Origin of the sequence: Flavobacterium sp. (assembly GCF_035760125.1) — a bacterium.
In the GTDB taxonomy this organism is placed as follows: domain Bacteria; phylum Bacteroidota; class Bacteroidia; order Flavobacteriales; family Flavobacteriaceae; genus Flavobacterium.
The window spans coordinates 1-15,050 of the sequence record NZ_DASTTN010000342.1 but is presented as its reverse complement, the minus strand read 5'-3'; the positions used below and the strand labels follow the sequence as shown (position 1 = coordinate 15,050).

Genomic DNA, 15,050 nt, shown 5'->3' with positions numbered 1-15,050 from the left:
TTAAAATACGAATTGCATATTCTGTTTGTCCATATCTTCCGGAAGTATTTTCAAGATAATACCCATACTTTTGATAAAAACTCTTTTTTGCAATAAATGGATGCTCACTATATTGATAATAGTTTAATAAAAAATTTTGGATAGAAAATTTTGGAATCAAAGAAATATTTTCAGTCAACCTAATTAACTTATTAAATTTGCAATTAGCTGTAAACCTAACCATATCAACTTTTTGGTTTAAAATAAGATTTATGCATTCTGGTAAAATAGTACTAATTTTTGAATCCAATATAAAATCTTCTTGACAATAAATAATATACTCACCATCACAAGCTTCAATACCTTTATTTATATTTGCTGCAAGTCCTTAATTTTTTTTTTAATCAATTTATCAATTTTATACTCTTCTAATAATTTTATATTTCTATCTTCACTACCATCATCACTCACAACAATTTCATAATTAGAAATTTTAATTCTTTTAAATCGAATGGCCTGTTATAATGTGTAATTAAAAAACTTATATAAACTTTTTTATCCTTCATTTTTGATTTGTCTACTTTAATAATTTATACGTCCATTATTATTCTGTTGTGTATGCACCTCAGATTCTACTCTAGTAATTTAACAGTTAATATGATAGACTAAAAATCAAAATTAATTATGGATTTATAAAAACCTATATTTAGTTTAGCTATTTTTTCTATATCAAAATTAGTTTCTACCCTTCTTCTTGCAGCAGCCCCAATAATCTGACACAAATCTTCATCCAGTAACAAACTTATTATTTTATTGGCAAACATATCATGGTCTTTGGGATGTACCAAATAACCGCTTTCCCCATCAACCAGTAATTCTTGTGCCCAACCAATATTACTGTTCACAACTGGTTTGTGTAACGCCATGGATTCAATTGTCACCATTCCTAAAGTTTCGGCAAATGTGGGGAAAATGCAAATGTGGGATTTTTTTAAATATTCTTTTACTTCCTGATAAGGGATTTTACCTAAATAAGAAATAGCTCTTAAATCTTCGCTACTACACCCTTGTTGCATTAATTCCCAAGTAGATTTAAAATTTGTCTTAATATCATAAGAATCATTTCCGATTAAAACCAATCTGGCTTCTGGATATTTATTTCTAACTTTATTAAAAATGGCAGGCAATTCCAACACTCCCTTTTTTCTAATAAGGGTGCCAATGTATAAAATCACCCCTTTCTCATAAGCCAAGGGGTTAGTATTCTCAAATTGATCTAGCTCTAATCCATGGTAAATCGTTTTGATTGTTTTATTTTTAATACCAAAGAGTTCTTTCGACAATTCTCCAGCAAAACTCGTAGGCGCAATAAAAGCATCGGCTTTCATAACTGCCCATTTTTCGAACCAAAAATTCTTTAGTTTTTGTTTTCTTTGTTCCAAATGACAAAAATAGGTATCACTTCCGTGAAAACGAATTACAACAGGCACTTTCAAATTCATAAAAGCTGTAATTCCTGACCAATCAGGTGCTTCAATCAAATCTATGGCTTCTGAAACAATATATTTGTTGAGATAGTTCTGAATGTATTTCCGATGAAAATACCAACCAAACGCTTTATACTTTTGAGCTTTTATCAAATGTATTTTTACACCATCTTCTTGGAAAATGGCACCTTCATCTTGTCCATAAACAAAAATAGAAACAGTTATCCCATTTTTAACCAAAGCCACCACCAAGTTCTTGACACTTGTTCCTATTCCGGCTGCATGTTTTACTAGCTCATGAGGATATTCTGGAGTTAAAAAAGCGATGTGCATATTTTTATTTATTAAAAAAATCTTTCAAAATTCGAGCCGTAAATAATCTTGCACCTGTATCATTCATATGTCCGCAAGATGAAAAATATTTATCCTCAACCACAACATTTTCATAATTGTGAATTTCAGGATATAGTTTTTGGACTTTTTTAAAATAATTAATTCCTTTCGTGTTTTCACACATCGGTGTCATAACCGCAATGAAATTGATTTTATTGCTCTTGCAAATTTGCTTGATTTCTTCGTAGTATTGGTTATGCAATAATGGCTTTAGATTGACAATATTATTCTTCATATTGCCATTCGGTTTCTTACCTAATGAATAATAACCATAATTATCTAATCCTGCAGATCTTTTTTGAATCACACTAAAAAACATCTCACGAAAACCAATACGTGAATCAAATTTTATATAACGGTAAAAAGGAATATAATACAATTCTAAAAAATCGCTTTCATTTGAAAAATGCTTTTGTACCGTTTCTGACTGATGTAAATAGGGTAAAAACTTAGCTGAAACCCCTTCCGCCTGATGATTATTAGACAAATTCAAATCGGCCTCAAGGATTACATTTTTTATTTTATAATCTCGTTCCATCATCAATTTCAAAAGTAGAGAAGCTTCAAATAGATGACCACCGCTCATTCCATAATTAAATGTTTTTAACCCTTTGTCTTCAAAAATTTGGGCAACAAAATGATTATTTGCTCTGGAAGACCCTAAAATAACCACATCATAATTTTTATTTTTTGAGTTATATACATAATCTACCTTACCTCGATTACTCGATTGCAAATAAATGGCAGTATATATAAAATCCAAAGCAACAGCAATTACTATTGTTAGAATTAATATTTTTAAAGTGAATAGTAAAAACTTTTTCATTAGAATTGAAAATATATAAATTCTTTATAATCGGAGTAAGTCCCAAAAGCGAGAATGGCTGTTATTGCCAAAGCCAGTTTCACTGTATTGTATTTCCCAGAAATAGGTTCCACTTTAGTTCTGTTATTCCATTCAACCAAAACAAACAGACCAATCATTATAATCAATTCGTAATTGTAACGTTCATTTACAAGATACTGAGAAGCAAATTCTCTATTCACGACTATTCGTTTCAAATACGAGCAAGCATCAGTTATAGTTTTGGCTCTAAAAAACACCCAGGCAATCGTGCTTAAACAAAAAGTCATTACAATACTGGCTACTGTCCTTGCCGAGTCCCAATTCCAGTTTAGTTTAATTTCATCAATATTGCTCCTATTTCTGTTCAATAATAAAAGAGGTAAAAAATATACCGCATTAAGAAAACCCCAAGCCAAATAAGTCCAATTGGCACCATGCCAAAAACCACTTACCACAAAAATGATGAACACATTACGAACCTGCATAGCTTTGGAACCTTTGCTCCCTCCCAACGGAATGTATAGATAATCACGAAACCAAGAAGATAGCGAAATGTGCCAACGACGCCAAAACTCGGCTATATCCCTTGAAAAATAAGGATAATTGAAATTACGCAATAAATCCAGTCCAAACAATTTTGACATCCCCAATGCCATATCCGAATATCCAGAGAAATCACCATAAATTTGAAACGCAAAATATATTCCTCCCAAAATAAGTGATAAGGAATTCATTGAAGTATAATTGTCAAAAATCGCATTGGCATAAGTCGCACAAGTATCGGCTATGACTACTTTTTTGACCAATCCCCAAATAATTTGGCAGACACCTTCTTTGGCTTTATTAAAGTCAAAGATTCTTTTAATCTTTACTTCGGGTAGTAAATGGGTAGCCCGTTCAATTGGACCCGCCACCAGAAGCGGAAAATAACTCACAAAAAGAGAGTAATCCACAAAATTATATTCGGCTTTAATTCTTTTAAGATAAATATCAATCACATAGGATAACCCATGAAACGTATAAAAAGAAATTCCTACAGGCAAAACTACATCCAATAAAATCGGGTTCGCTTTAAAACCGACGGTAGTCAACATTTGTGCAAACGAAGACGAGAAAAAGTTATAGTATTTAAATATGCCTAAGAATCCCAAATTGACAATAATACTTAACCAAAACCAGAACTTTCGCCCTTTATCATTAGCACTCTTTTCAATTCTGATTCCGGTATAATAGTCTAAAAATGTTGAGAAAACCAACAGAAACAAAAAACGCCAATCCCAACAGGAATAGAAATAATAGCTGGCAACAATTAGAAGTGCATTTTGGGTACTCTTTGTTTTGTTGAAAACAAACCAATAGAGGAAAAACACTATGGGCAAAAAAATGGCAAAAGCGAAGGAATTGAAAAACATAATTTATTTAAAAAATTGCATTCTATATTGAAGGTGCAAAGAAAAGGATTATTCTTTAGAAATAATGCTTTTAATTCCTTCCCAAATGCGTTTGGAAGATTGTTGTGGAGGGTGTTGATTGATGATTTTAAACCATTGCTTTGCACCTTCTATTTCTGAAGAATTCTTTATCAGGCCTTTCTCAATAATTGATGCAATAGTACTTGGATTATCTATCCAAAAAACGGCATCTTTACTAGGCATGGAACGAAAATGTACATAATTATATATTTTTTTGACTGACCAATTCGATATTTTTTTATTGAAAACATCATAATTAATAAAGGCACAGGCTTTATCATGGGCTACATAATCAAAAACCATGGAAGACCCTAAATTAATTACTAGCTCTGTATGAGCTATCGTATTCATTTGCAAATCAATATCGACTTGAGTTGGCAAAACTGTATTCCAGCCTTCCCCTATTTTTTTCCAAAGTGGTACAATTGAAGTTATAACATCTTTGTAATTACCAAGCACTTCATCATATCGACCCGAAAAATCAACTGGGCAACGTCTAAAAACAATCCCTAGAGAATATCCCTTTTTATTTAATTCTCGAATAGCCATTGCAACATCTTCGAGATATTTTGGATCATCTGGACAAGTCGTTATGTCATCTCCCGAATAGCAAATGTATTTTTTATTGGTATCTAAATTATTTTGCTCAAAAAAAACTTCTTTTGAGAGCAACTTATTTTTATCAAAATGAGATTCAAATTGTGGAGTTCCAGTCACAAAAATCTGTGATTTGTTAATAAACGGATAATAAAAAAGTAATTCTTCTTTCATCAAGTCACTCCACACAAAATAATAATCCGTTTCTACTACCATTGTGGCTTTTGGCAAATTATCCCAAGAAAAAATAAAAGTTGCCGTAGGAATTCCTAAATCTTGTGCAGCTAACAATGGAGCAATTGCAGTCATTGGCCGCTGATTGGTACAAAAAACCATCGCTGGTTTTTCTATTTGCAAGGTTTCTAAACTTTGATGGTAATACAGTGTCTTTCTTTCTTCTTCCTTAATTATTTTTCGGACACGATTTAACCCATGTTTTGAAGAGTGAGTAAATGACACCAGTTGAGTCAACAAACTTTTTACTGCTTTTGGAATTGTTGCATACGAAAAAGGAAATCTGTAAGTATTGTAAACAAGCTCTTTGGTTCTTCGAATATTAAGATTCAATTCAATTTGTTTACGTGCATTTTTGTAGATTTCCGTAAATGGATGTGATTTGGAGTTTTGAATCTTTATCTCTTTAAAACCCAATTTGGTTAAATCAAATGGAGTATTATTCCAAAAAATGATATCAAAATTTTCTTGTAACCCAATTGCATGAAAGTCTGTATATGCAAAATTACGCAGTCCAATACCATCGGGCAAGAGGATAAATATTTTATTGTTTAAGACCAATTTTATTATTATTTTTCTATTTCTTTAATCTGTACAACTACTTATTTCAACTTATTTTTGATCATTGCTTCAGCTTTTTCCCAATCTTGTAATGTATCAATATTGACATAAAAATAAGGTTCCGATTCAATGAATGCAGTACTTTTTCCATACAAGGAATGTTCTTTTAAAAGAACTCTTGTCTTCGTAATATAAATACTTCCATCTCTATGATAAGCTATTGGAAGTTCTTGTCTGCGACTAATGATTTCAGCTTCTCCTGTGGCAATTTTTAAATTCCCGTCAATATTCACTTCAAATGTCCAATGCGGATTGTATTCGTGTGGCACTCTTTGAACAGAAACCAATGAATCCGAATTCTTTTCTATAAATTTTTCGAGGGCTTTATCCAAAAACTCCAATGTTCTAAATGGACTAGTCACTTGCAAAAGGCAAACAGCATCAAAGAAAATATTTTGATCTTCATACCATTGCAAAGCGTGAAAAACAACATCAATTGTTGGGGTATCATCTTGTGCCAATTCCATTGGCCTAATAAACGGTACTTTTATTCCCAGCCTTTTTGCTACTTCTACAATTTTTCCATCTTCGGTTGAAACGATAACTTCCGTCAAATGTTTTGATTGCAAGGCAATTTCAGAAGTATAAGCTAACAATGGTTTTCCATTTAATAACTTAATGTTTTTACCCGGAACTCCTTTAGAACCTCCACGAGCTGGGATTATCGCTAGAATTTTCATCTTCTTAGTACATTATGGTTTTATGAAACTGCAAGGGCAATTCAGCCAACAAATCAGCTATTTGTACACCTGCTTTTCCATTTCCATAAATAGAAGATGAAATGGTTTTTCCTTTTTTTACGGAAGAAGCAATCGCAACTTCTATTTGTTCTTGAGAATAATCCACATCGACACTATTTCCTCCGCGGTCTCTTCTATTTTGACGTGAACCAATATTAATTACAGGAACTCCCAAGAAGGCACATTCTCGGATTCCCACACTAGAGTTTCCTATTAGGCAATCGCTATGTTTTAACAATTGCAAGAAATCTTTTCCTTCCATATTTTTAAAAAAATGGACATTTGGCAACTGATGCTGCTCTCTAAAAGCACGAATTCCTGTTGACGTTCCATCCGCTCCAGCATCTACATTAGGCCAAAACCAAAGCGTAGGTTTATCTAATTTATAAATAGCTTCGAGTGTAGCTTCTATATGTTTGCGGGAATCTTGATATTCTGTAGTAACCGGATGTTGCATCACTACCAAATAGCCTTGAGACAAATCTGGTCTTGCTCCCACCCCTCCATACTTTTCATACGGATCAAATGGAAGTGTTTTACTATCTATTACTTCTTCTGCCAAATCAATGGAGGGACAGCCTGTGTTAAAAACCATCGTTGGATCTTCTCCTAATTTTATAACTCTTTCTTTGGCACTCTCTGAAGCCACAAAATGATAATCTGACAACTTCGTGATGGCATGACGTACTTTTTCATCAATATTTCCAGTGACTTCACCTCCTTGTATGTGTGCCAAAGGAATATTCATATAAGATGCAGCTATAGCGGTAGCCATTGTTTCAAATCTATCGGCAACAGTCACAACAATATCTGGTATTAGATTATCAAAAACAGTGGATAATTCCAAAATACCTATACCGGTAGTTTTGGCTGCGGCAGTCAAATTCTCTCCTTCCAATACATTAAACACCTTTGCAGCAATGGTGAAACCGTCTTTTTCAATATAATTTACGGCAGAACCGTATCGATCCAACAAAGCAGAAGCGGCCACCACTAATTGCAACTCCAAATCAGGATGCTTTTGAATGGCAGACAATACTGTTTTTACACGACTATATGAAGGACGCGCCGTGATAACTACGACAATTTTTCTTTTTGGCATTTTAAATGTATTATTCTTGGGCTAAATGTAGATAAAAAAGAGGAAAGCTAAAAACCTTATTTTTTTTGACATCTCTATCAAAAATTAAAAATAAGCTTATAATAAATCCGTCTCATTCAAAAAGTCCCATTGTTTTAAATCCTTATTCAGGGTTTTTCCAATTATTTCTTGAAAACGATACGCCTCTATTCCGAAACCTTTTGGCTTTTTGGATTCCAAATCATCAAAAGTCAAAATGTGCTTTTTAGGTAAATCTTTATTGACTGCTAATGACTTTTCAAAAATTTGTTTTAGCGAAAAAAAAGCTTCAGTATTATTTTTATCAATAGGATTGAATAAAGCAGTGGCTATATTCCTAACTCCAATTACCAAATCCATGGTTTCTGAAATGGTTAAAGAAGACTTTGAATCTGGACCAAAAAGTTGTCTATCAAAAACAACATGGAATTCCAAAATACTCGCTCCCAAAGCAGTTGCGGCGATACAGGTTTCAATTTTTGCAGAATGGTCTGAAAAACCAATTGGTACATTATAACGTTTTTTTAATTCCTGAATCACATTCAAACCATATTGTTCAGGTTGTGTAGGATATGCTGTTGTGCATTGCAAAATAGAAAATTCGACATTTCTTTCTTTCAGAAAAGCAACAGTTTTGTCTAATTCTTCATAAGAACTCATTCCTGAAGACAAAATAATAGGCTTCCCCGTTTTAGCTATTTTTTCTAAAATCAAGAAATTATTCACTTCACCTGAACCTATTTTGTATTGTTCTACTTCTAATTCTTCCAGCCAATCAACTGCCAAATTACTAAAGGGAGAACAAATGAAATCTAATCCAACTTCATCACAATGTTGTTTAATTCCTTTCCATTGTTCGAGAGAAAAACCCATTCGTTTCCAATAATCAAACCTTGTTTTATCCTCCAATGAAAACTTGACACGAAAAGGTTCTTGTTCGCTGCTCTCGGCTTCAGCAATGTGCATCTGAAATTTCACAGCATCAATCCCAGTTTGAGCTACAGCATCAATATATGAATGTAAAATTCCTAAGCTCCCCTCGTGTGCCTGTCCAATTTCGGCAATAATATAGGGTGATATTTTTTTTAATAACATACTTTAATTATTTTCTTGATAAAAACAAAAATACTTATTTTCCAACTTACCAATAATTTTTAGTTTCAGACAGTTCGCCATACCTCTTGTTTTTTTTACCAATCAGTTGCATTTCTTCACGATTTCTTATCTGCTATTGATTCCAGAAAAATCTTTAAAGAACTTTGCTCTGCATCAACTGAAAAATATTCCTCAAAAGTAGCATACGCATTATCTGACAACTCCCTCATTAATTTCCTGTTATTTTTCAAAAACTGAATAGCATTAGGAAAATCTTCTATTTCGTTTACTAAATATGCATTTTTTAAATGTTCTACTTCGGGACTCCCTTTTACTGCGTTATAGGTCGAAAGTAGAACCTGTTTATGTCTGAATACCAATGATACTCTTGTTCTTCCTCCGGTAGGCTTATCCCATGGTATAATATTTATAGCCAAAGGCAACAATACACCCGAAAGTTCTTGAACAAATCCATGACAATTAATACTTTTATCTGATAATTTTATTTTGAATCCTTCTGAAATGGAATTTAAACTACCTACTATGTCCAATTTGATCTCTGGATTTTGTAATTTAATGGAATTCCAGCATTTATCTATAAAATTTTCTAATCCTAAACGATTAGCTGTAGCATTCATCCCCCCAAAGTGTACCAATTGAACAGTTTCATTTTTTGCTATTTCATGTTTTTTTGATTTATATTTTGGATATAAAGTTGGTAAATAGAGCACTGGAACAACAGTGTGCTTTTGAATTTGATTTGCTTCATATGCAGACACACAAATAATTCCATTGACTCTCTTAATTAATTGTTTTTCAATAAATCGCAAAACAAAAATTTTATAAAACCGCTTTAATGAAAATTTTTCTTGTCGAAATCTATAAAATTTCAAAACATAAATCCAATCATGATGACCATAAACAACCTTAATTTCTGACTTTAACGATTGTACTAACAATGTAGGAATCAGATGCTCAGCTATAAGGATTTGAGCTGAACACTTTTTTACAAGATTTTGGAAGCGGCAAACATTAATGTCGCTGACAGATGGATAAAGAAAACTGACTGGATCTTTTATAGACAATAACAAAGAGTTCATTTTTCCTTTTTTTTCAGAAATAGAATAAAGCGGAAAATTTATCATATTAACGAATACATCCGTCAATACATCTATTTCTTCATCAGTCAAAAAATGAAATTCTTTTACCAATGTAGTTAAGTTCTCACTGTCAAATTTATTGATATGTGCTACATCATAAACATTTACTAATTGAATCTTTACATTCAATTTCAAAAAACTCAATAACCTCCCTGCCACCACTGAAGCCCCTCCCGACACATTAAAAGACGGAATAATATTGGGTATAATATAAATTATTTTCATTATTACAATATTCGATTTTAACCAATTAACCAACTGGTTCTATTAAATTTGGAGTAAAAAGACATCAATGGTTCCTTCATTTGAATTCTATCTATGTATTTATATTTTTTAACATACTGCAATCATCACCTTTTTTAAACCCCAGATTGAGATTATTGGCATTTTAAATATAATTCAACTACTTTTTGTTTGTTAACCTCATAATCCAAACGATTATTTGCAATTATTCTATTTAAATCAGCAGCCTGCTTAAGCAAATCTGTATTATGGATTACTTGCAAAAGTTGTTTTTTAATCTCCTGAACTGATTCGGGGTTTTCTATCAAAAATCCATTTGTACCATTTGTAACAATCTCAGCAGTAACACCACCGGGGTTTGATTGAATAGGAAATGCTCCCATAACAATAGCTTCCAACAAAGTATTGGGCATTCCATCAGAAATGCTGTTGCCAATATAAATTAAAGACTGTCCCATTAATTTCATTATTTCATCGTGATTCAATCCATGACGACCATATGTCTCAAAATTTAAATTATTATTATCGATAAAATCGATAACTTCCTGATGGGCTCCAAAAACTACTATGTTAAACCCTTTTAACTTTTCCTGCAATTCCTGTAATGCCTGAACAACAACTAAGCCTCTGCCAAATCTATGATGATAGCCTTTTACTAAAATTATCGTTCTTTTTTCCAAATCCAATTTATATTTTTCCAGTTGTCGTAATGGATATCCAGTACCCCCAGGAATCACCTCAAGGTGTTTCCCACTGAAACCTAACTTTCTTGCAATTTCATGATCTCGTTCACAATCAGTGTGCAAATAATCGACTCGTCTTAAAACTTGTCTTATCATTTTATTATCCTTTGACAAATTCTGATAATAAAACAAATCACTACCCCAACAAGAATAAATCCAAGTTATACGTGGAAATTTATTCATTACCTCAAGTATGGGATAGCTGCAGCTTTGCATCTCAAAACTATGAATTAAATCGGGTTGTATTTCATTTATAACAGATTCCAATTGCTCATTTGCAGTTACCTCCAGAAAAGGTTGAATCCATTTATATACTACAGGAAACTTTTTACTAAAAAAATATTCTCCCTTAATTTGTCTCTGTTTCCTTTTTTTCCAACCTGTAAATTGGTGTACATTATCTGTAGTATCAAATTTACCTCTATCCAATACATCAAACCAGTACAACTCATGTGGTGTATCCTTTAGATTTTCAATCCATCGAATTACATGAATATAAGGCATTGAAACAAATAGGATTTTCATATTTAAAATTTTAAAAAATAAGAATTGACAGTTAAAAACTATAGCTTTTTTTGTCTTTTAGGGACTAAAATCTATTTGTTTATTAGCTTCAAATTAGACATTTTATATGCTCTGATACTATTCTTAAGCTTGCGAATATTTGCTGAAAAAGCAAAACTTTTCAATCCTAGCAGAATTTTTAAATAGATTTGTTGTTTCAATACTGTATTTGAAAAATGTTTTCTCAAAAAATAGAAATATAATTTTTCTTTTTCCAATTCAATATTATATGATTTAGATAGATCTCTTTGCCCTCCTGCTGGAGCTTGTAAATGCTCTACCAAAATTTTGGGTTGGTAATAAATTATTGCTCCTGCTTGCAAAAGACGCATACCATAATCCCAATCGTCCCCCCAAACGGTAAAATTCTCATCAAAATAAAATCCAGCTTCCTTAAAAATAGTTGATTTTACAATATTTAAACCTGAACATACTTGCAAACGAAATCTGCCTTTTGAAAAATTACGTGGTTTGGAAACTGTGTCTAAAATAGTGTGAAATTCAAACTCTCTTGTTTCCATTTCATCAAACTGGATTCCTGGTATTAACACATCTATTACATTTGGCTTTAATTCATCTATAATTTGTTTAAATGCCATACTGGGTATCCGCAAATCATCATCTAAAAAAAACAACCAATCCTCTTCTTTGTAATATTTTAAAGCTTGGTTTCTGGAATGATTTACAGAATTATTTCTATCATTAGTTACAATAGTAAATGGATAATTCAAAGATAGTCCCCGTACATTTTTAACAATTGAGGTTTGACTTTGATCGACAATAACAACTTGGGAAATATAAGCTTCAAAAGCATTCAAATCTAACAAAAGATTAGACAAAAAATCAATCCTGTCCCTCGTTGGAATTACTAAAAAGAAATTTTTCATTTATTTATTATTTTAGAATGAAATGATTGTACAAAATGAAATAATTTTACTTTTTTCAGTATTAGAATAATTCCAACTCTGAACATATGTATTTGAAAGTAAATAGTTTCCATCAATCCTAATTGCTTACAATAATAATAAAATAAAACTCGGTAGTTTTCAATTGATGGAATATTTAAAAAAGCCTTTTCCAATTTTTGAAGAATAATTTTTTTTTGTTCGTTCGAAAACATTTTCGAATATACATCAAATAAAATAGCACAAAACTCAAATGTAGCTTTATTTTTTATATCATTAAAAGTGGAATCCCCTGTAATATTTAATGTTGAGACCCTAACATATATTATACTTTCATTGATGGAAAAACAATTCTCAAAATTTGAAAATTCTAAAAATGCCATATCATCGGAATGCCATGCCAAAGGAAAATTCCGAAATGATTTTTCAACTAATACCTTTTTATTAAAAACATATTCACTGAAAGAACTCCTAGTCTGTTTAGAGAATTTTTTTATCAAAAAATCTGTTGTTTTTTCTTTAATAGGATGTTGATAAATCCCTGATATTGTGTTTCCTTTTTCATCAATAATCTGAGTCGAAAATCGTACTACATTGATCCCTTCACTCTTTATTTCTGATATATTCTCACAAAACTCTTCCACTACATTCTCACCCAAAACATCATCATCACCCAATGTCATAATCCATTCCTCATTTCCTGACAAAGCAATACATCGCTCCCATTGCTGGGTAAGTGATGTTTTTCCTAAATTATTTTCAAAACGATGATAAACAAAATCAAACTGTCCTTTGTATTTTTCCAACAAATTATTAGGATTATCTGGACTAGCATCGTCACCTATATAAACCTTGAATCGTTGACAGGTTTGACTAGCGAGCGATTGCAATGTAGCTTCAAAGAAAGTAAGTTTAAAATATGGAATAATTATAGCGAGCATTTGTGATTTAAATTGTGAAGAATATGCTTCAAATTAAAAATTTACTTTTATTAAACTTAACGGATTGATATTTTTAAAATGCAACATTTTCACTTCAATAAAATGCTATTACAAATAACCAGTTGCCAACCATTTTAAAAAAAACAGAGTAAAAAAAAAACAATCCTATCTATTGTTGGGATTACTTAAAAGAAGCTTTTGTTTTTATAATTATTTTATATCCAAAGATATCATTACTAAGCCTATTCCACATCAATACATCAAACCTAAAGACCTCATTATAGATACTCTTAATTCTCCTGCTTTTAAAGTTTTATCTTTTGAAAGTATGGAAACAAATAAAATTTTTATTTTAAGAGTATATACCCTTTATTAAACAGAGAATATACAAAAAATTCAAAAAAGGATTTTAGAATTCCGAAAACATCAAACATCCACAACTGATTACGAATCAATTTCATAAACAAATATCTTTTTTTTGGATGATTTTGGATCATCGCCTCTCTAAAAAGGGCTCTATATCTCCATGTAATATAATTTCTAAGAATATCTGGATTAGCAATTTTATTTTTAGAAATAATTTCAAAATGCTTTTCTCTCGCTTTCATTTCCGAACATATTTCAGAAAAATTAAGTTTACCAATTTCAAGTGAAAGTGAATTTTCATGAATCCTATATTCGATTAAAGACTCATCAATAAATTTTATTACAGGATTTTGATATAACATCCTCAAATTAAAATCCCAATCATCAAGATTTGTGATGGATTCATCAAATAGATCAATCTGCTTTTCCAAGAAACGTCTTTTCCATATTGGTCCTGAAACATAAAATGCAATCTTCCCAGTGAAATAATCTTCAATTAAATATTTTGAAAAAATTACATTTTCTTTTATAAAAATTCCTGAACTAAAATCATAATATTTCAATTTACATACACTTACATCAACATTTTTTTCAAATGACAAAATTTGTTTTTCTAACAAATTAGGCAACATTATATCATCACTGTCAAACCATTTAATAAATTCCCCTTTACTTAATTCAAAACCATAATTTCTACAGGGGTTAGGACCTTTTATCCTGTCAATTGGTCTTTGATGGTATTGAAACCTATTGTCTTTTTCAATATATTTAGCTAAAACATCTGCAGTATTATCTGTAGAACCATCATCTACAACAATACATTCCCAATAGGGATAGGTTTGAGCCACTATACTATCAAGAGTTTCACTTATTAAATGAGCTCGATTGTAAGTTGGTATGATTATGGAAATTAGCTCATTCATCAAATTAAACATTAATTAATTTTATTTCTTTATTTTAAAATGAATACTTTTCAAATCAGGACTTATTTTATAAGTAAATAAATAGTCTTGATAATAAATAATAAGATTCTTTAAAATTAAATCATTGATATATTTCAGAGAATAATACTCTTGTGTTTTGATTCTCAAGATTTTTTTAATTTTATATTTAAATGAATCTTGATAGCTATCTTTCTTAAAAACAACATTAATAATTTTAGAATGGGTGTTAGGTAATACAATATCAATAAAATTCTCAACAATGTGTTTCTTATTTAAAAAAGTAATTGAATCAGGATTCGAATTTAAAAATTCAAACTCTTTTTCATTTATTATTTTTCCCCAATTTTCACCGTTAACATTTACTATATTATTTTTTTGATTAAATCTTAGTTTTTGTTTGTTTAAATTAAATATATCTGATAATATAGGTTCTATCGTTAATTTATTTTTTTCTAAGTTTTCAAAACTTTTATGCCATTGATGTAGCATTAAAATTTTATTCTTATAAAATTTTGAAGAAAAGCCTGCATTTTGAAGTCTTGAATGCACATCCTCATCTTCAGCTCCCCAAAAATGAAAAAACTCATCAAAACCTCCAA

14 protein-coding genes are annotated in these 15,050 nt (G+C 30.9%); all 14 read right to left on the bottom strand.

Going from position 1 to position 15,050, the window contains the following annotated elements; translation table 11 throughout:
* A partial coding sequence (locus VFS71_RS12220) for a hypothetical protein (protein WP_326401568.1) occupies positions 1-289 on the bottom strand: 289 nt, incomplete at its 3' end.
* 355 nt (positions 290-644) lie between these two features.
* The gene (locus VFS71_RS12215) at positions 645-1,799 is read right to left on the bottom strand and encodes a glycosyltransferase family 4 protein (RefSeq protein WP_326401567.1); all 1,155 of its coding nucleotides are present in this window, start codon (positions 1,797-1,799) and stop codon (positions 645-647) included.
* A gap of 4 nt (positions 1,800-1,803) precedes the next feature.
* Positions 1,804-2,685, bottom strand: a complete 882-nt coding sequence (locus tag VFS71_RS12210; protein ID WP_326401566.1) for a hypothetical protein — start codon at positions 2,683-2,685, stop codon at positions 1,804-1,806.
* The gene (locus VFS71_RS12205; protein WP_326401565.1) at positions 2,685-4,118 is read right to left on the bottom strand and encodes an MBOAT family O-acyltransferase; all 1,434 of its coding nucleotides are present in this window, start codon (positions 4,116-4,118) and stop codon (positions 2,685-2,687) included. Before VFS71_RS12205 ends, VFS71_RS12210 begins: the two co-directional genes overlap by 1 nt.
* 48 nt (positions 4,119-4,166) lie before the next feature.
* Entirely contained in the window at positions 4,167-5,540 is a 1,374-nt protein-coding gene (locus tag VFS71_RS12200; RefSeq protein ID WP_326401564.1) for a UDP-glycosyltransferase, read from the bottom strand.
* Positions 5,541-5,611: 71 nt separating this feature from the next.
* Positions 5,612-6,310, bottom strand: coding sequence for an acylneuraminate cytidylyltransferase family protein (locus tag VFS71_RS12195; RefSeq protein ID WP_326401563.1), 699 nt, complete (start codon positions 6,308-6,310; stop codon positions 5,612-5,614).
* Between the two features lie 4 nt (positions 6,311-6,314).
* Complete coding sequence (gene neuC / locus VFS71_RS12190) at positions 6,315-7,472, bottom strand: UDP-N-acetylglucosamine 2-epimerase (RefSeq protein ID WP_326401561.1); 1,158 nt, start codon at positions 7,470-7,472, stop codon at positions 6,315-6,317.
* Between the two features lie 96 nt (positions 7,473-7,568).
* Complete coding sequence (locus tag VFS71_RS12185; RefSeq protein WP_326401560.1) at positions 7,569-8,585, bottom strand: N-acetylneuraminate synthase family protein; 1,017 nt, start codon at positions 8,583-8,585, stop codon at positions 7,569-7,571.
* A 116-nt stretch (positions 8,586-8,701) separates the two neighbouring features.
* Positions 8,702-9,970 carry a glycosyltransferase gene (locus tag VFS71_RS12180; RefSeq protein WP_326401559.1) on the bottom strand — a complete coding sequence of 423 codons (1,269 nt, stop codon included), beginning with the start codon at positions 9,968-9,970 and terminating at the stop codon, positions 8,702-8,704.
* Positions 9,971-10,122: 152 nt separating this feature from the next.
* The gene (locus VFS71_RS12175) at positions 10,123-11,256 is read right to left on the bottom strand and encodes a glycosyltransferase family 4 protein (RefSeq protein WP_326401558.1); all 1,134 of its coding nucleotides are present in this window, start codon (positions 11,254-11,256) and stop codon (positions 10,123-10,125) included.
* Between the two features lie 71 nt (positions 11,257-11,327).
* Complete coding sequence (locus VFS71_RS12170) at positions 11,328-12,182, bottom strand: glycosyltransferase family 2 protein (protein WP_326401557.1); 855 nt, start codon at positions 12,180-12,182, stop codon at positions 11,328-11,330.
* Entirely contained in the window at positions 12,179-13,141 is a 963-nt protein-coding gene (locus VFS71_RS12165) for a glycosyltransferase family 2 protein (protein WP_326401556.1), read from the bottom strand. The genes VFS71_RS12170 and VFS71_RS12165 overlap by 4 nt, the downstream gene beginning before the upstream one ends.
* A gap of 347 nt (positions 13,142-13,488) precedes the next feature.
* Complete coding sequence (locus tag VFS71_RS12160; RefSeq protein WP_326401555.1) at positions 13,489-14,430, bottom strand: glycosyltransferase family 2 protein; 942 nt, start codon at positions 14,428-14,430, stop codon at positions 13,489-13,491.
* Between the two features lie 21 nt (positions 14,431-14,451).
* Positions 14,452-15,050: galactosyltransferase-related protein (locus VFS71_RS12155; protein ID WP_326401554.1), on the bottom strand; the 599-nt coding region annotated here is incomplete at its 5' end.

Excerpts from the sequence above, each read along its gene's own strand:
- VFS71_RS12195 (WP_326401563.1), bottom strand. The coding sequence starts at position 6,310 with ATGAAAATTCTAGCGATAATCCCAGCTCGTGGAGGTTCTAAAGGAGTT.
- VFS71_RS12165 (WP_326401556.1), bottom strand. The coding sequence starts at position 13,141 with ATGCTCGCTATAATTATTCCATATTTTAAACTTACTTTCTTTGAAGCT.
- VFS71_RS12215 (WP_326401567.1), bottom strand. The coding sequence starts at position 1,799 with ATGCACATCGCTTTTTTAACTCCAGAATATCCTCATGAGCTAGTAAAA.
- VFS71_RS12175 (WP_326401558.1), bottom strand. The coding sequence starts at position 11,256 with ATGAAAATCCTATTTGTTTCAATGCCTTATATTCATGTAATTCGATGG.
- VFS71_RS12160 (WP_326401555.1), bottom strand. The coding sequence starts at position 14,430 with ATGAATGAGCTAATTTCCATAATCATACCAACTTACAATCGAGCTCAT.
- VFS71_RS12185 (WP_326401560.1), bottom strand. The coding sequence starts at position 8,585 with ATGTTATTAAAAAAAATATCACCCTATATTATTGCCGAAATTGGACAG.
- VFS71_RS12205 (WP_326401565.1), bottom strand. The coding sequence starts at position 4,118 with ATGTTTTTCAATTCCTTCGCTTTTGCCATTTTTTTGCCCATAGTGTTT.
- VFS71_RS12210 (WP_326401566.1), bottom strand. The coding sequence starts at position 2,685 with ATGAAAAAGTTTTTACTATTCACTTTAAAAATATTAATTCTAACAATA.
- VFS71_RS12170 (WP_326401557.1), bottom strand. The coding sequence starts at position 12,182 with ATGAAAAATTTCTTTTTAGTAATTCCAACGAGGGACAGGATTGATTTT.
- neuC (WP_326401561.1), bottom strand. The coding sequence starts at position 7,472 with ATGCCAAAAAGAAAAATTGTCGTAGTTATCACGGCGCGTCCTTCATAT.
- VFS71_RS12180 (WP_326401559.1), bottom strand. The coding sequence starts at position 9,970 with ATGAAAATAATTTATATTATACCCAATATTATTCCGTCTTTTAATGTG.